The organism is uncultured Desulfosarcina sp. (genome assembly GCF_963664155.2).
In the GTDB taxonomy this organism is placed as follows: Bacteria; Desulfobacterota; Desulfobacteria; order Desulfobacterales; family Desulfosarcinaceae; genus Desulfosarcina.
This window is the reverse complement of record NZ_CAXXXH010000001.1, coordinates 2,597,475-2,615,104: the sequence shown is the minus strand read 5'-3', so window position 1 is coordinate 2,615,104 and position 17,630 is coordinate 2,597,475. Positions and strand designations below refer to the sequence as shown.

The following is a 17,630-nucleotide window of genomic DNA, read 5'->3' as shown; positions in this document are numbered from 1 at the left end:
CAATTGAATTTGAATTCTATTTTATACTGTTCCCATATGATACCGGGGCACTTGCTATTTTGCCTGGCGGGCAAGAACCGTCGACAGATCCTCCACCTCGGCACCGGCCTTCCTCAGGTTGCCCAGGCAGATGGGACACATGGCAACGATGGGATCGTTGGATTTTTCCAGTTCGGCAATTCGCCGCGAGCCCACCTCCGTGGAAAGTTTGGGCGATATGGATTCGGCCGGTCCCCCGCAGCAGTTGGTAAAGCGTCCCGAGCTTGCTATGGGTGCACATTCGATATCCACGCTGGCAAGCACTCTGGCTGGAACGTCGGACAACTCCAGGTATCGCCCGTAAAAACAGGGATCGTGCAACGCAATCTTTCTGTGGCCGTTTTTCGACGTCAGATTCAACAATTCGAAATAGGTGTAAACCTCGAAACTGACCCCCGTATATTTGGGAAAGAGAATTTTCAGGGCATAGGTGGTATGGGGATCCACGGTGATCAATTTTTTAACGCCGTTTTGTTTGAGCTTGGCGGCCACGTATCTGGCGTGCTGCACAAAACCATCCTGGTCGCCGAGGTCGTACAGCAGGACACCGCTGTAATCGTCCAGGCGGGGGTCGTAATAGAAATCCACCCTGGACTTGGTCAGAATCTCGGCAATATCCATCAGGATGCCGTTAAATTTCTTTTTTTCCCGCCCCGGGGTTATGGCCGCCAGGCCTAAGCCGGACAACAGTTTGGGAATATATTTGCCGTACTTGAGGTAGTCGGCCCAACGGGTGTCCTCGACGCGGGCCAGATAGGCGGTCGACGTTTCGATGTAGGGAACGAATTGGTACATCAATCCGGTAAACAGCAGGGCATCTCCCTGTTGGGGGACGTTGGCTTTCTTCCACCAATTGTTAACGGCGAATCTGGGAATGCCGAACGGATTTTTTGTTTTTCTCAGGTTGTCGGCAATCAGATCGATAATATCTTTGGGGTTAAGCATTTAAGACCTCCTCCAGTCGGCAACGACATAGCGTTTTAACCCCAGAATGACTTCCCCGGGATCCGCCCCTCGCGGACAGGTTTGGGTGCAAAGTCCGCAGTGCAGGCAACGCCAGAGTTCCTGAGCATTTTCCAGAATTCGATCTTTCGCGCCAAGCTGGATATAGCGGATCATCCGGCGTGGAAAGTGTTCATAGACCAACGGGCAGATCGCCGCACAGGTACCGCAGTTGAAACACTCAAGCGCTGTCTCGTTCCCATGTTTTGCTAGGTCCTGTGCAAACTCCGGGTTTACCAGTGTCATATTTTCCTCCCAGGGGCGTCCCTGTTTTCACTTGGCCAGTTCGTACTTGAAATAGCCGCCGTCTTTTTGCGCTTCCTTGATTTCCCCGTATTTTTTAAGACTAGCCACGTACCAGAGTGTTTCCGCCGTGGTGCCACCAGTTGCCGCGGCTATGGCAGGAATCGTTTGGGCCCCATCCTTGAGTTGATCCTTAATGGCCTGTATCTTCTTTTTCTGAATTTGCATTTTGGCCGAGGCCGATTTGATAAAGGGAGCCCGTTCTTCGCGGAGCTTTTTCATGACCGCTTTCTCAGCTTGCTTGTCCTGCTCGGGTGAAGTCATTGCCTTGCCTTTTTATTTAAGGAGTTACTTGATCCCGCGAAATATGGGTCATGAACTAAGCCGCCACATCGGCGGCAACAATCCGGTCGACCATGGCCTCATACTGTTTTAGGGTCCAGCCGTTGATGTCGATGGCGTTTTGCGAGCAGACCGCCACGCATGCGCCGCACCCCGCGCACATCGCCGGGGTTACTTCGGCGCGTTGCACCGTCCGGCCATCCACGGATGTCTCCACCATGCGCAGGGCGCCGTCAACCAGACAGGCCTCCACGCAGGCTCCGCTTCCATTGCATTTGGCCGCATCGACTTCGGCGACGAACGGGTCCAGTTCCACATAACCACGGCCCAGAAGCGCTGCAGCCTTCACCGCCGCACTACCCGCACCGTTGCATGCCTCGCCGACATCCATAGGGGCCTGACAGGTGCCGGCCAGCAATATTCCCGCCTGGGGCAGTTCCACCGGGCGCAGCTTCGGATGGACTTCCAGCAAGAAACGGTCCGTACCCACCGGCAGCTTCATCATTTCCACCAACTCGGGGATGCCGGCGGGTTCCATGCCCGTCGCCAGCACCACTAGATCCGCAGGCACGTCGACTTCCTCTCCGAAAGTCAGGGTGTCATGGACGCGGACCCGCAGCGGATAGTCGCTGGAATCCCGGTTTTCAACAACCTGGGGAGCATCTTCCGCCTCATACCGCAAAAAGACCACCTTGTTTTTGGCGGCGTCATTGTACAGATCTTCCTGGCCGCGGCCGTAGGTCCGGATATCCCGATAGAACTCGTAGACACTGGTGCCGGGATAGGTTTTCCGGATGATATTGGCCGCATTGAGGGTGGCCGAGCAGCAGGTACGCGAACAGTATTCGTTCAAATTGCCGGACTCGTCTTCGGGGTGGATCCCCGGAATTTGGCGGCTGCCGACACAGTGAATCATGGCAATGCTTCTGATTTTTCTGCCGTCCACGGTGAGTCGGCCTCCATCTGCGGACGTCTCGGCCAGGATCTGAATCAAGTCGGTCAGGGTGATGACTTCCTTAAAGTCTCGGTAACCGAACTCGCCGCGGCGCGGCACGTAGGATTTAAACCCGGTGGCCAGCACGATGACACCGGCCTCGATGGTGAGGGTTTCAGCTTCCGCAGGAACCGGATTCGGGTATACGCCGGAAAAAGGCACATAGTCACCCGGGTTGACCCCGTCCAGGCTGCCCGGCTTGTTTTTATCTTCTCCCGGCAGGAATGTCGGCGGCTGCTTGTTAACACCGAGCACAAAGTTTCCGACATACCCCTCGAAATGCGCAACGACCGAGCAGGTGTGAACGATAATTTTCGAATTGGCCAGAACCTGTCCGGCAAGGTCCTTCACCAAATCTTCCGCACGATCTCCGGTAGGGGCAATCCGATCCAGACGGGCCAATTGACCGCCTAAGAACGGGGATTTCTCGATCAGCGTGACGGTGATTCCCCGCTCGGCCAAATCCTTGGCCGCTCGAAGACCTGCGATGCCGCCGCCGATAACCGCCGCGTGAGACTTGGCCTCCACACGAATCGGGTCCAGGGGCGTGAGTTGCTCGGCCTTGGCGGCGGCTGCCGAAACCAGGCGGGTGGCCTTATCGGTGGCCGCTTGTCCGTGATGGACCCAGCTGACCTGTTCGCGGATGTTGGCATGATCGTATACATAGGGATTCATGCCGGCACGGAGCAGGGTGTTGCGAAAGGTGGTTTCATGGAGACTGGGCGCGCAGGAAGCCACCACGACCCGGTTGACGGTACCGTTTTTCAGATCTTCCATGATCAGTTCCTGGCCGGGGTCCGAACACATGAACATGTTGGTCCGCGCCACGGACACACCGGGCAGTTTTTCCACCCGGTCACGCACCGCCTCCACATCGACGTGGTCCGATATGTTTCCGCCGCAGTAGCAGATGTAGATGCCTACTTTTCCCGGCGCCTTATGGTTCGAGTTGCTTTTCTTCTCGTCGGTCATTCCTGCATCTCCTAACTGATTAAGCCACCGCTTTTCGGAATTGACGGGTCTGTTCCAGGTACTTGGCCGCTTCCATGGCCGCCGAACCCGATTCGGTAATCGTATCGACAATATCTTTGGGGCCGGCCGCCGCGCCGGCAACGAAAACCCCTTCCATGTCGGTGAGCGTGGGGGCCAGCTTGGGTTGAATGGTTTTGATAAATTGGTCAGAATCCGCCGAGACCGGACAAACCCCCTGCGGGTTCCAGCCGGGGACCATTCCCAGCGAGAGCACCACCATATCGTGATCGACCGTGGTCGCCCCTTCGCCGTTCTGGGCTTCATAGCGCAAGGCAACCGATCCGTTCTCGCCTTCGCCGATGGTGGCCACTTTGCCTTTGACGAAATCGATGCCCATGGCTTTGGCATTCTGATAGAACTGTTCGTAACCTTTTCCAAAGGCACGGATATCCATATAGTATATGGTGATATCCGCCAGGGGCAGCGACCCGGAGAGGAGCATGGCCTGCTTGATGGCATACATGCAGCACACCCGGGAACAATAGGAAATGCCCATGCTCTTGTCCCGCGAACCGGCACACTGAATGTATGCGATGGAATCCGGCTCCATTCCGTCCGAAGGCCGCAAAACGCGATTATAGGGACCGTGGGGGGCCAGCAGCCGCTCCATCTGAAGGGCCGTGATCACATTGGGAATGTTGCCGTTGCCATACTGCCGCTTGTTTTCAAGCGGCGTGATGTCGAAGCCGGTAGCCAGAATCGCCGTTTTGGCCTGAATGATGAAATCCTCGGGCTGCTGGAAATAGTCTACCGCCTCCGTCGGACACACCTTGGCGCATTTGCCGCAGAGCATGCAGCTTTCGACATCCAATACCGCCGTTTGCGGGATGGCGTTGGAAAACGGAATAGATATGGCCTTTGTGGCGGAAAAGCCGCCCTGCTCCTCATCCGCCACGTATACCGGGCAGGTGTACTCGCACTGCCGGCAGCCGATGCATTTCTGCGCATCGACATAGCGGGGCCGCTGAGTGACGGACGCAACGATGGCGTCCGCTTGACGATCCAGAGAAGCGATATCGCAATAGGTAAACACACGGATGTTGTCGTGATGCGCCGCGGCCGCCATTTTAGGGGTGGTGATGCAGCTGGCGCAATCGAGGGTGGGAAACACCTTTGACAGGCGGATCATCTTCCCCCCGATGGATGCATCCTTGTCTACGAGGGCCACCTGAAACCCCTGATCCGCCAGATCCAGGGCCGACTGCAAACCCGCAATTCCGCCGCCGACAACAAGTGCGTCGAACGCTAATACTCGCGTGGAATCCATTCATTCCTCCTATTTAGGCGCAAACTGCCGGCCCCAGTTCATTGACCAGGTCGTTCATTTGATTGACCTCATTGAGAAAGGCCCGGTTGCACACTGTGCAGATAGCGGTCAGACGCAATCGACGAATGTCCAGGTCTTTTTCTTTCATGATTTTGTAAACCCGGTCCAATCGTTGGGCGAGGGCCTTATACGCCCCGTCGTATGGACACTCTTCTCCGCAGGACATAATGATGATGCCACCGATTCCTTTTCTAAAACAATCGAGGTAAAACTGTTCCGGAAAAAGAACCGGTGCGCGCACCCTGAGAATATAGGTGTTCGCAGGGTAGGTCGAATGGGCCTGTCCCACGGAATCCGCACCCGGATAGGCGCAACTTTCAGTGGCCAGAATCAGAATTTTTTCCTGGTTTACGCCCTTTTCATGTGCTGCCATAGCGCTTCCGCCTATTTGTTCTATTTGTTTCTTTTGACAAAATGTCTGTCGTACCCATCCGCCCCGACCACACCCAGGTATGCGTGACCAACTTTCTTTGACCAGGCGGGAATATCGGTCCGGGTCCCTGAATCGTTGGAGTAGATTTCAAGCACTTCGCCGACCTTGACCTTGCCGATACCCTTTTTGGCTTCCAGCAACGGACCGGGGCATGCGCTTCCTCTGGCGTCTACTGTACTTGCCACTTCTACCGAACTCAGATCGATTTCCGACATGATAAATCTCCTTTTTGTTTATGTGTTTTCAATGACTGCTTTTTCCTTAGTATCAGCCGCGTGACCGGATCATCGTTCGCCCGGTTTTCACTGAATATCAGGTCATAATCGGTTTGCGGCAGAATCCGCAGAACGTCCTTCAAGATGGCGGCATCGATGGGAGTGGCACCGGCGAAGATCTCCATCTCTTCGCCTGGCTTCATCTCTTTGAATGCATTGGCGACCTGCAGCAGGGAGAAGGGAATGAGGGTTTCGCGAAGATCGAAGGTTAACATGGTGGCTCTTGTATCTCCGAAAAGAGGGCGATGACGGTTCGATGACGGTTTTCTGAAGAGCAATGGAGATGCCAAATTGGTAAGCGTGGGGTGACAAAAAATAAAACATAATCATATCAATATATTAAAAATGTTGTGTGGGCTTTTGGGAAAGGAAAAAGCAATTTGATCATTTTTTTGTATTGGCAGATGACTGTTCATGTGTTAATTTTCTGGACATGTGAACTGTTTACAACTTGAACAAAAGTTGGGATTGTGGACACTTTTGACCTGAACTATTACTGGAAGTCCGTTGTGGATACGATCCAGGACGGCGTCATGATCGTAAATCCGGAGGGCATTGTCATCTCCGTCAACCGGGCGTTCGAGGATATCACCGGCTACGGCCGGCATGAAATTGTGGGGAAACTCTGCACCACGCTCAACTGCACTTCCTGTGAAATCGCGCGCCGGGAAGAGGGTTGCCACTGGTGTGTCATGTTCAAAAAAGGCCACCTGAGGCGGCAAAAATGCAGCATCACCCGAAAGGACGGCCGAATCGTTAATATCTTCAAGAATGCCTCTGTACTCAAAGATAAAAGCGGTGTGGTAACGGGCGCCGTCGAGACCATGACCGATATCACCGATCTGATGGCCAAGGAGACGCAGATTGAAAGCTACCGCCGGGAACTGGATGCCGAGGACCGTTTTTACGGCATGATCGGCGTGAGCAGCCCTATGCAGCAAGTGTTCGAACTGATTACCAACGCCGCCCGATCCGATGCCCCGGTTATTATTTATGGTGAAAGCGGCACTGGCAAGGAAATGGTTGCCAGAGCCATCCATGACGCCGGTGCCGACGGCAACCGGCCATACGTGAAGGTCAATTGCGCGGCCTTGAACGAATCCCTGCTGGAGAGCGAGTTGTTCGGCCATGTGAAAGGTGCATACACCGGCGCGCACAAAAGCAGGGAAGGCCGTTTCGAAGCCGCCAGCGGAGGTGACATCTTTCTGGATGAAATTGGCGACCTACCCCTCTCCACCCAGGTCAAACTCCTGCGGGTGCTGGAAGAAAAGGTGGTGGAACGGGTGGGCGACAATCACTCCATCCATGTCGACGTACGCATCATTTCCGCCACCAACCGCCAACTGTCGAACCTGATCGCCAATGGGACTTTTCGTGAAGATTTTTACTACCGGATCAACGTCATTCCGATTCACGTCCCGCCGCTGCGGGAAAGAATCGAAGATATTCCGCTGCTGGCACGATCATTTTTCAACCGGATTCTGTTGAAAAGCGGCAAAAAGCTGGACGGCATCTCCAAAACTGCCATGGACAATCTGATGGCCTACCCCTGGCCGGGAAATGCACGGGAGCTGAAAAGCGCCTTTGAATTTGCTTTTGTCAGCTGTCCCGGTGGCATGATCGACGCCGACCACCTGCCCCCCCAGATTGCCGCTGCGCCTACGTCCTGCAATGGTGTGCAATGCCCACAAACCGAGAGCCTGGACGATGTCAAGCGGCGTCGGTTGATCGATGCCCTGAAACAGGCGACCGGCAACCAATCTGAAGCCGCCCGCTTGCTGGGTATTTCCCGGACCAGCGTATGGAACCAAATGAAAAAATATAAGATTCACCTGTAAATGCATAAAATGAAAACGTTCTGGCACATCGTTTGCTGTAAAATCCGATTGAGTAAGCCAATCAAAACCTCCGTTTTGATTCACTCAACCTTACTCTCACCTCCTGAAGCCTCGACACGAGAAAATGCATGCTCATTGTGTCGGGGCTTTTCCTTTTTGGCACAACTTTTGGATTATCAAGCGAAAGATGAAACCATCCTGAGGCTTTATAAGGCAGCCGGATTCTAACTACCACCATTACGGAGGAATCGATCCATGTCCGAATTTGTCATCGAAATCCAAGAGAACCAGTTCGACCAACAGGTCCTGCAGCAGGCCAAACCCGTCATCGTAGACTTTTGGGCGCCCTGGTGCGGCCCCTGCAAAGCCATGGCGCCAGCCTTTGCATCTCTATCGGAAACTTACGGAGATCAAATGATTTTCGCAAAATGCGATGTCGACAACAACACCGCCGTGGCCGCGCGTTATGGCATCAAATCCATCCCCACCCTGATGATTTTCCAGGGGGGGGAAAGCATCAATTCCATCACCGGCATGGTCTCTCAAGGCGTTCTCGAAGATGCGATCAAAAAAGCCCTTGCCGGTGAAGCCATGCCGGCGCCGTTCATTGTCAACTAGCCTCGTCTACCGAAGTTGAGCGATTGCCGGGCTTGCCGCAGCGATGAGGAAGATGGGGATGCATGTTAGTCGGCTACACGCATCCCCATCTGGCACCCTTGATGTGATAAGTTCGGCGAACCAATGATTTTCAAAACCCGCAGAGGCGACGAACCTTCCCTAAAAAGGCCCTGTTCTCCATCCTTCGGCAACCCATCGGTACTATCGTTAAAGTAACGTTACAAACTGTCATCAAAAAGTTTAGGTAACGTTGACGACCTGACCGATTTGCCGGCCAGCTACTGCCCCTGATCGCAAGTCTATACCGGACGTTTATCACGATGCCGGCATTCATGGCCACGGTCTTTCGGGACGATCCTGTCGTCCAGCGACGGGGTCTCTCGATTAGGGTGGGACATGCACGCCTCCGTTGGCATAAAAATTGAGATACACCATTGATGACTCAATCGCTTTAACGGCCTTACATGCCAAAAAAGGAGACAGACCATGCAACGACTGTTTGAAAAAATGACCTTGGGGAAGTTGACCTTGGCCAACCGGTTCATCTTTCCACCGATTAAAACGGCCTACGGCACCCCGAAGGGCAATGTCACCGATCGACATCTGACCTACTATGGGCAAATTGCCGAAAACGGGCCGGGGCTGCTGATTCTCGAACCCGTATCAGTCACGGCGGAGGGCAAGGAACATCCCAAACAGCTGTGCATCCATCTTCCGGAAAGTGCCGACGAGCTGAAAAAGATCGTAGGCGTGATCCATGCAAAAAACCGGTTGGCATGTCTGCATCTCAACCACGCCGGTGCCGCGGCCAATCCCAAAGCAACGGGTGTCATCCCCAAAGCGCCATCGGCCCTCACTTGTCCGACCTCCGGCGCATCCTCGGAACCGCTGACCGAAACAGAGATCGGCGGCATTGTGGAAGGATATCGATCAGCAGCGGAAAAGGCCGTGATCGCCGGATTCGACGCGATTGAAGTCCAGGCTGGCCACGGCTACCTGGTGTCTCAATTTCTCAACAGCAAAATCAACCGCCGGACGGACCGTTACGGCCAAAACCGGTTGTTGTTTGCCGAGGAGGTTCTGGCTGCGGTAAAAGCGGGCGCCCCGGATCTGACCTTCATTCTGCGCATCTCCGGAAACGAAATGTCCCCGGATTTCGGCATCGCACCGGATGATCTGGCCCCCCTGTTGAAAATGGCCAAATCCTCCGGAATTCATGCCGTTCACGTGGGAATGGGGTCGGCATGCTTCAGTCCGCCATGGTATTTCCATCACGCCCGCTTGCCGGAAAAACCCCAGATGGACGCACTTGCCTGGGTACGTACACAGACCAATCTGCCGGTGATTGCGGCCGGTCGGATGGGTCGTGTTGACCGAACCGTTCAGGTGATCGACGAAAATCTGGCCGATCTCGTCGCCCTGGGCCGCCCCCTGATCGCCGACCCCGACCTGATCGAAAAATGGAGAGCTGAAAAACCCGATGAAGTGAGATATTGCGGATACTGTCTGCAGGGATGCCTGCACCGAGTGAAAAACGGGGAACCCATCGGTTGCAACGTAAATCCGGAAATCGGGCAGCCGGTGCTGGAACAGTCGTCCAAGCTCATGAACGTTCTGGTAGCCGGCGGCGGGCCGGCCGGGATGAGCGCCGCCCTATACCTTTCCAAACGCGGTCACCGGGTCACCTTGGTCGAAAGGGAAAAGCGGCTTGGCGGGCAGTTCAATCTGGCGTGGCAGGCACCGGGCAAACAGAAGATGCAGGACGGCCTGGACCATCTGGCGTTTTGCGTAAACGCCAATGCCGAGACCGTGCTGACCGGCAAGACCGTGGATATGGATCTGGTTGCCGATGTCAAACCGGATCTGTTGGTTTGGGCCACCGGGGCGCATCAGAAGGTCCCGATAATCCAGGGCGTCGACAGCCAATACGCCATGACGTCTATCGAATACTTCAGCGGCGCAAAGTCGGTCAAGGGGCCACGGGTCCTGGTCATCGGCGCTGGCCGCACCGGGCTTGAAATCGTGGAAAAACTCGGCGCAGACGGCCTCGATGTGACGGCCACCAAGCGAACGGACCCCATCGGCAGCATGATGGAGATGATCACGAAAAAATTGACCCTCATGCGAATCGAGCAGATGAGCAACGTGACCTTGATGCCCCATACGACGGTCAAGGGCTTCGAAACCGGCAAGGTCGTGGTGGAAAAAGACGGGGGAACCATCGAGCTTGCGCCGTTCGATACGGTCATTTTCGCATCGGGAATGCTTTCGGCGCCCGGCCCCGAACCGGCCATCGCGCAAGCGGTGCCCTCCGTCGAGGTCATCGGCGACGCCGAAAACGTGATGGACATTTTCACGGCTGTTCATGCCGGGTATGCCCTGGCCTCAAAATACTAGGAGGATTTCATGGCTGAGATCTCATTTTCCGATATTGCGATCGTTTCCTGCGGCACCCTCTCCCTAGAACTGAATCATCTCAAATCCGAGGGCTTCCTCGATACCCAGCACCTGTTTTTCACCACACCGGGACTTCACGAGGATATTCATGAACTGGAGCGCCAGTTGCTCGAACGAATCGGCCGGGCAAGGGAAAAAGCCGACAAGGTTCTGGTCGTGTACGGCGGCAAGTTCTGCTACGTCAATGCCGACGAACCCACCCGCACCATGCAGCAGATCATTGCCGAACAGCGGGCGGGCGTGGCCCGCATCAATGCCACCCACTGCATGGACATGATCGCCAGTGAAGCCGAACGGCAGCGCATCGCAGACGAAGTGGCCGGTGGCGAGAAAGTCTGGTGGATGACGCCCGGCTGGATCAAGTTTCGCCACAAGGTGTTCAAGGGGTGGGACAAGGGGCTGGCCAACGAAAATTTTCCCAGGCATAGCGGCGGCGCAGTGGTGCTGGATGGGGTGGGCTACCTGGACACCTATATGGCCGAGCACCCGGAAGATTTTCTGGAATATTCCGACTGGATGGGAATTCCGATCATTCCCTACCCGGTGACTCTGGATCGGTTTAAGTCCCTGCTCACGGAACAGGCCGAAAAACTCAACGCCGGCAGCAAATAGACGAGCCTGCGTTCTTTTGCGAGCCACCTAAAATGAAAGGAGCCTCCCATGGCAATCGAGGTGTTGATCGGAAGACGGTTTGTCAAAGAGAAAGAAGCGGCGCTGGCCCCGCTGGTCGTTCGCTTACGATCCCTCGCCCTGGCCCAGCCGGGCTACATCTCCGGTGAAACCCTCAAATGTATCGACCCTCCCGGAGAGGACGAATACCTAGTGAGAAGCACCTGGCGGTCTGTCGAGGAGTGGCGCACCTGGCTTCACAGCGGGGCGCGCACGGCCATCCAGAAAAAAATCGACGCCATCACCGGTGAGGCGACGAAATACCGCATCTATGAGCCCCTCGTCGGCGGCATTATGCCTGAGTATACCGATAAGCGGTAGAAAATTAATTGCGGTGATCGTACCAATAAACCCAAATGAAAAACCGGAGGTGTCAGCATTTTTTGCTGTCTGTCATGAATTTTTCCTTTTCAACCAGGCCACCAATCGTTCGGGTTCTTGATTTATACGCAAATTAAACCCGATGCGCGTTAATCCGGATGCCTCTGGACAAAGGCAAAACCATCTTTGCCTGCTTTTTAGATGAACTCATCGCCCTGCCATTTCAGCCGCTATAGTATAAGGCACATATTGTGCATATGCTAAAAATACGCATCTTTCCAAACCACCGTTTGGGAGCGGACGAAACGCTTTGAAAATCAAGCGGATCAACCTGCTCCGCGAGGATTGGAGATGGTTACTCGCAAACAGTTTATATTCAGAGCGTTGCGGAATGTAATCCGGTTCGCGGAGGTGATCTCCCCCTGTTCAAGCCCGTCCCCAGCAACTGAATCGCCCAAACCGGATACCGTCGATATCGAAAGCGTGTTCCAAAAAGCCCTGGCATTGGGAATCGATCCCGGAACCAAGGATTTCGACCAACTTACCCAGTTGGTTCAACAAGCAGCGCTGGCCGATACGAAAACGTACCGTTGACATACGTACGTTTTCCATCGGCCACATTGCGATATCGCGTTGGTTGTAACAATGGCACGCACCATCACCAAAGGAGGGGCTATGGAACCTTACGGAACACACTATTTGGAAGAACGTAACCTTGTGGCGCGATGGCCGCAGCCGATTCCAGCCATTGTCAGTTTGGTGTTCACGCTGGTCATCTTTTATGCAACCTGGTGGATTTTCCAGGATCCTCGCGGCTGGATGCGCATGTACACGCCGTATGTGGGCTATATGTACACCCGCTGGTGGCTCATCGTACTGATATGGATGGTCTACATATTCAACTACTGGCCCCTTAAACGATCCTGGCTCGAAAAAACCAATCCGGTGATAAAAGGAATTATCCTCACAGCCGTCTCTTACGGCGTCCTCTATGTTCTGATCAAGGGGTTTTTCGAAGGACTTCTGGGAAACTTCGGCCTGGCCTACTTTAACCCCGAACAGCTGATGAAGCTGCCGGGGGTAACGGAATTTTTTGCGATTGAATATGCGGCTCTGGCTTGCCTGATGTTTGCAGCCATCGCTTCCTGGTTGAGCCCGGCCTGGGTGGTCGCCTGTGAAGAAGCTCCCTGGCAGGATTTAAAACAACCGGGAAAAGGGGTCAGCATCCTGATGATGACTTTTTTTCTGAGCACCCTCATCTATTTCATGACCATGCATTCTCATATGGGAATTTTATATTACCCGTGGCAGTATTTTACCTCCATTGCACCGCCCTATTGGGAAAAGTTCGCCAATACCGTCTCCGGCAATTTTCATGTTTCCTGGATTATGTGCTGCACGGTCACGGTCTGGATGGTTGAAACCATCTGGGGGCGCTATCCGTTCAACCTGATTAAAAGGAACTGGTTGCGGCGCCTGGTGGCCTTTTTCGGAATCATTGCCATTGCCTTTGCAATGCATTTCTTTCTCTATTTTGCTCAGGAACTGACCTGGGGGCCGGCCATTCGCGGCACCCGCAGGGCGTTCGCGCCGGACTGGCGCTGGCTGCACGTCGGTGAAATGGCGGTGTTCTTCCTGGTACCGGCGTTGTTTATAACCTTTTACTGCAACAACTGGCCTAAAAAGTTCAGTATGCCGGTGAATGTGCTGATCCGGACGGTGGTCACCGTTGTTGCCGCCATCCTGCTTTATATTTTCTACTATAAGACGTCACACAATTTTTTAGGCACCCAAAAAGGGTTTTCGCATCCCCAGCAGTTTCCAATGATCCCGACCATATGGTTGATCAATATCTGGCTGGTGCACCATTGGTTCATGGACAACTGGCCTGGCTGGAAAATGGTACCCAAAACGGCCGATGAACGCGCCACGGAACACGAGAAGCGAACCCAGGAAATCCAGGACGTCCGCTGGAATCCTGCTTTGGGATGGGGGCTCGGTACTGGCGTCGTTGCCGGGGTAATCGTCTATTTTATTACGATCGGTTTGTTGCCGGTGTTCTACAAGGCCATCGATGTCATCAAATAGCCCATGGTAAACGGATTTCCGGGGTTACGACAAGGAGGACAAAATGACTGAGGAAAAAGGCAAGACAACACGTCGCGACTTTTTTAAAGGCGCAGCCATAGGTGCGATGGGCGGCACGTTGGCCATGATGGGGCTTTATTCCTATGCTCCCTGGCGCAAAGCCCACTTCCCCAAGGTCGAACGCAAGTTGGCGGACATCGGGGCCTGTAAAAATATCAAAGTCACCAACATTTCCGAAACCAGCTGGTTTGAAAATGCGCACCTGATGGGTGATATCAAGGGTGCCGGCGGTCTGCTGGTCAATCAGTACGACTACAACTGGCCGCCTTTCGGGGACGGTGCCGGCCTGGGGAAGGGCTCCTATCAAAAGGGGATCGACAAGATCAAACACTTGCTGCCGGATCGACTGGAGGAGGCCTGGGAAATTACTGAAAAGCTGTCGGTGCACCCGGAAAATGCCGGCGGTTATGCCTGCCTGATCGAGTTGGAAGAACTCAATGGTAAAAAACATAAATACCTGCTCGATTCCGGTTGGTCATATAAATGGACCGATGAATGCTTCCAACGCGAAGGCATCGACAAGATGCTGCAAAATCGAGAGATCGAGGCTCTCTTCATCTCCCACGAACATTTCGATCATTTCTGGGGGTTACCGGTTACCATGAAATATGATCCAACCATCACCCTCTACATTCCGGATGGCTTCTATCCGGAAGGACTCCAGTATATCAAGGATTCAGGTCATAAGGGAAAGGTAATCAAGGTTAAGGCAGGGTTAAACCCGGTTATCCCCGGTATGGCTTCTTTTGTATTTGCAATCCCGATCATCTGCCGCGTCTATGGGGAACAATCGATGTATTTTAACATTAAGGACAAGGGGTTGGTAAGCGTCACCGGCTGCTGCCATCAAAGCATCATTCAATTTGCCGAAACTGCGTATCGTGAGATTAAATATGAAAATGACAACCTGTATGGTGTTTATGGTGGTCTGCATATTTCCCCCTTTGAGGACTGGGACCCCAAATATGACGACCTCGTGATCTCGTTGGGAAAATACGGATTTGAGAAAATCGGCTGTAATCATTGCACCGGTATCCTGTGTGCCAAAAAATTTATTTCCGCAGGCTATCCGGTGGTAGAGGGCACCGCCCAAAACCGTTCCAAAGACAAGGCCTACTTGGGAAACGGCGATAAAATCGGATTCGGAATTGGGGTATAGTCGCGCAATATAAAACGATTTGTTATTCAGCGTTTGCGTATGCGAGTCTGCTCAAACCGTTTCGAAGACCAGTTCTACAAGGCTTTTCGATACCAGGGGATGAGGATGCAATTCCCATCTCCTGGTACCAGAGGGAGAATTGTTATGAAAGTATTAAGATCCATTCTTGTTTTTTTAGTTATTCTGGGAACGACTGGATGGGCCGGCGGCGGAGTTATCCCTGAGATGGAAGAATGCATGCGTGCCCACACAACCCCACAAGAATATGGGGCCGTCATAAAAAAGTACGCCGATCCCGGTATTATTCGCCAGGCCATGGGGTTGCTGGTCATAAGGGAACCCTATGTGTTGGAGACCGAACAAAAGGGATCGGTGATATGCTACATGGTTGAAGGGACTACGATTGGAACGTCCAGCGAAATTCCTTCTGACGTCACGCAAATATACAAAGTCTGTTGGGATCATGGACGTATCATCTCTCTGGAATTTTTCGGCCCCAAAAACAAAATCCACGATGAAATCATTCCTGAAATGAAAGCGTGCATGCGCGCCCACACAAACCCCAAGGAATATCAATACGTCATCGGAAAGTATGCCGACCCCGGTATTATCCGGCAGGCAATGGGACTGCTGATTCTCAAGGAACCGTATGTTGTGCGAACCGAAAAAGAAGGCCCGATAACGACCTATACGGTTGAAGGAATGACCGTTGGAACATCCAGCGAAATTCCATCCGATGTAGTTCAAGTATATAAAGTCGGCTGGGAAAAAGGAAAAATTATTTCCATCGAATTTAAGGGACAAAAAAAATAGGTCGCTGTAACGGGCATATCTCGAATGAAACTAAACCAGTTGTACCCAAATGACATTTTATCCTCTCCGGATCAAGGAATTCAGCAATTAATGCGAGGATTTCTGGTCAGAACGAACTTCGTGCCCGGTGTTCGCCATGTCATCGGATGGCGGGGGTTAGCGGAATTGCATACCAGTGTGGAAGGATGGACCGCTAGGATCAAAGGCCCGGCCGGGGTTTTCGGGATGTATTTTTCCGGAACCGGAAAAGCAACCAAGTGGATAAACGGAAGTTTTACCGTATGCTATTTCCCGGACCCGCAGGAAGAATTGGTCGAACAATGTTCTTTGCAGGCCGGCGCGTATACGCAGAGGCAAGACTACCTGTCGCATATTCGAGACTTTTTAAAATACCCGCACCTGTGTGAACTTTTTAATATCGGCGTCATCCATCTTGGTATAAACATGGCGGACCATGCCACCGACGCCCTGATTCTCGGACTGGAAAGCATCTCTCATCAGCGGCTCATTGCCCAGAACGGGGTATCATTACACCGGAAGAACCGGGTCGTGGAACTGATCAAGCCGGGGGGTTACGATCAAAATTTCCCGTCCTATGACATCGCACTGGCCTTTTTTCAGGTTCTGGCTGCCTCTTTTACCTTTAATCTCGAAGCACCCCCCGCTTATCTGAGACATTTCCGTCGGCCCGGCAAGGAAATCGTCTATGACGCCACCGGCCGACATTGGGATATTCCGTCGGGCGATTCCCAAGAAAAATCAGTATACCTGGGCTACGGTGATGCCGAATGGAAAACCATCCTTGAAAACAGGGAAAACAAAGCGGGATCATTCAATTACGATGTGGCCTGGGAAAAAGGGATACCTGACATACCGGAATTTAAAGATTCTCTCTGGTGGACGGCCCATCAAATAAGCGATTTTAAAACCCTCGACAAGAATGCGTTGGGTATCGATGACAGACCCCAATTAATAGTGTTGACCGGTTTTTTGGGGTCTGGAAAGACCAGTTTTTTGCAACATTTTATCGAATACCAGGTTCAACTGAATCGGTTTGTGGCCATCATCCAAAATGAGATTGGTGAAATCGGTCTGGATGGAAAATTATTGGATCATGATTATGCCGTCACGGAAATCGACGAAGGTTGTCTCTGTTGCACCTTGGTGGGCAATCTAAAAAAGGCCATCCATCAGATTCTATCCCGTTTCCAACCCGACGTTATCGTCCTTGAGACCACGGGATTGGCCAACCCCTATAATCTTTTAGATGAGATATCGGAAGTGGAAGAATTGGTCCGATTCGATTCAATAACGACACTGGTTGACGGTCTGAACGTCTGTGAATCGATTGAATCGTTTGAGGTCGCAAAAGATCAGATAAAAGCTGCAGACATACTTTTATTAAACAAGAAAGACCTTTTGACAGAAATCCAACTTGATAACAGTTACCAAACGCTTAACGCGCTAAATCCAGCTGCTCCCATCCTGACGGTCTGTAAGGGTGACATCAATCCGGCCTTATTGTATGGTGTCGATCCGTTAGATGAACCGGCGGCTCCCATCAGGAAAGAATTTCAAGCGACCGCTTACCCGATTCACTATTCGCATGAACACAACATGCTTTCGAGCCATAAATTTTCGTTTTCGACGCCTTTGGACAAGGCGTCCTTCGTTGAGGCAATGAAAACCATCCCCCGTGGAGTTTTTCGTGTCAAGGGGGTAGTTGATTTTACCGACACTGACAAATCTCAACTCTTTCAATACGTTGGTGGCCGCTATGAATTTTCGGAGTTTAATAATCCAAACATGTCGGACCGATTTCTCGTCCTGATCGGTCAAAATATCAGCAAAGGTCCTGAACTTTCGGATTGGCCGAAAGGGTTTATACGCACAGCGCCCTCTCCCGCTCTTTCCAATTAA

Annotated in this window: 18 protein-coding genes; 10 read left to right on the top strand and 8 right to left on the bottom strand. The window is 52.9% G+C overall.

Going from position 1 to position 17,630, the window contains the following annotated elements; all coding sequences use genetic code 11:
* Positions 1–54: 54 nt before the first annotated feature.
* The 8 genes from ACHZBS_RS11945 to ACHZBS_RS11910 are packed head-to-tail and all read right to left on the bottom strand — an operon-like array spanning position 55 to position 5,902.
* Positions 55–984, bottom strand: a complete 930-nt coding sequence (locus tag ACHZBS_RS11945; RefSeq protein ID WP_319406738.1) for a (Fe-S)-binding protein — start codon at positions 982–984, stop codon at positions 55–57.
* Positions 985–1,287, bottom strand: a complete 303-nt coding sequence (locus ACHZBS_RS11940; protein ID WP_319406737.1) for a 4Fe-4S dicluster domain-containing protein — start codon at positions 1,285–1,287, stop codon at positions 985–987.
* Between the two features lie 27 nt (positions 1,288–1,314).
* Positions 1,315–1,608: a hypothetical protein gene (locus tag ACHZBS_RS11935; RefSeq protein WP_319406736.1), complete on the bottom strand. Its 294-nt coding sequence runs from the start codon at positions 1,606–1,608 to the stop codon at positions 1,315–1,317.
* Between the two features lie 55 nt (positions 1,609–1,663).
* Entirely contained in the window at positions 1,664–3,592 is a 1,929-nt protein-coding gene (locus ACHZBS_RS11930; RefSeq protein ID WP_319406735.1) for a CoB--CoM heterodisulfide reductase iron-sulfur subunit A family protein, read from the bottom strand.
* Positions 3,593–3,611: 19 nt separating this feature from the next.
* Positions 3,612–4,919 carry a CoB--CoM heterodisulfide reductase iron-sulfur subunit A family protein gene (locus ACHZBS_RS11925; protein WP_319406734.1) on the bottom strand — a complete coding sequence of 436 codons (1,308 nt, stop codon included), beginning with the start codon at positions 4,917–4,919 and terminating at the stop codon, positions 3,612–3,614.
* Between the two features lie 13 nt (positions 4,920–4,932).
* Entirely contained in the window at positions 4,933–5,352 is a 420-nt protein-coding gene (locus tag ACHZBS_RS11920) for a hydrogenase iron-sulfur subunit (protein WP_319406733.1), read from the bottom strand.
* Positions 5,353–5,372: 20 nt separating this feature from the next.
* A complete protein-coding gene (locus ACHZBS_RS11915) occupies positions 5,373–5,627 on the bottom strand; it encodes a sulfurtransferase TusA family protein (RefSeq protein WP_319406732.1) in 255 nt (84 codons plus the stop codon).
* Positions 5,609–5,902, bottom strand: coding sequence for a hypothetical protein (locus tag ACHZBS_RS11910; protein ID WP_319406731.1), 294 nt, complete (start codon positions 5,900–5,902; stop codon positions 5,609–5,611). The genes ACHZBS_RS11915 and ACHZBS_RS11910 overlap by 19 nt, the downstream gene beginning before the upstream one ends.
* Before the next feature lie 255 nt (positions 5,903–6,157).
* Between ACHZBS_RS11910 and ACHZBS_RS11905 the strand changes: the two genes are divergently transcribed.
* From ACHZBS_RS11905 to ACHZBS_RS11860, 10 genes are all read left to right on the top strand, one after another.
* On the top strand, positions 6,158–7,525 hold the full coding sequence (locus tag ACHZBS_RS11905; protein WP_319406730.1) for a sigma 54-interacting transcriptional regulator: 1,368 nt from the start codon (positions 6,158–6,160) through the stop codon (positions 7,523–7,525).
* A gap of 255 nt (positions 7,526–7,780) precedes the next feature.
* A complete protein-coding gene (gene trxA, locus ACHZBS_RS11900; protein ID WP_319406729.1) occupies positions 7,781–8,143 on the top strand; it encodes a thioredoxin in 363 nt (120 codons plus the stop codon).
* Positions 8,144–8,629: 486 nt separating this feature from the next.
* Positions 8,630–10,540, top strand: coding sequence for an FAD-dependent oxidoreductase (locus ACHZBS_RS11895; RefSeq protein WP_319406728.1), 1,911 nt, complete (start codon positions 8,630–8,632; stop codon positions 10,538–10,540).
* A gap of 9 nt (positions 10,541–10,549) precedes the next feature.
* The gene (locus tag ACHZBS_RS11890) at positions 10,550–11,212 is read left to right on the top strand and encodes a DUF1638 domain-containing protein (RefSeq protein WP_319406727.1); all 663 of its coding nucleotides are present in this window, start codon (positions 10,550–10,552) and stop codon (positions 11,210–11,212) included.
* 48 nt (positions 11,213–11,260) lie between these two features.
* A complete protein-coding gene (locus ACHZBS_RS11885) occupies positions 11,261–11,590 on the top strand; it encodes an antibiotic biosynthesis monooxygenase (protein WP_319406726.1) in 330 nt (109 codons plus the stop codon).
* Positions 11,591–11,941: 351 nt separating this feature from the next.
* A complete protein-coding gene (locus ACHZBS_RS11880) occupies positions 11,942–12,184 on the top strand; it encodes a hypothetical protein (protein ID WP_319406725.1) in 243 nt (80 codons plus the stop codon).
* An 81-nt stretch (positions 12,185–12,265) separates the two neighbouring features.
* Positions 12,266–13,678 (top strand): hypothetical protein, encoded by a 1,413-nt coding sequence (locus ACHZBS_RS11875; protein ID WP_319406724.1) that lies wholly within the window; start codon positions 12,266–12,268, stop codon positions 13,676–13,678.
* Between the two features lie 43 nt (positions 13,679–13,721).
* A complete protein-coding gene (locus tag ACHZBS_RS11870; protein ID WP_319406723.1) occupies positions 13,722–14,897 on the top strand; it encodes an MBL fold metallo-hydrolase in 1,176 nt (391 codons plus the stop codon).
* A 105-nt stretch (positions 14,898–15,002) separates the two neighbouring features.
* On the top strand, positions 15,003–15,710 hold the full coding sequence (locus ACHZBS_RS11865) for a hypothetical protein (protein ID WP_319406722.1): 708 nt from the start codon (positions 15,003–15,005) through the stop codon (positions 15,708–15,710).
* A 24-nt stretch (positions 15,711–15,734) separates the two neighbouring features.
* A complete protein-coding gene (locus tag ACHZBS_RS11860; protein WP_319406721.1) occupies positions 15,735–17,630 on the top strand; it encodes a GTP-binding protein in 1,896 nt (631 codons plus the stop codon).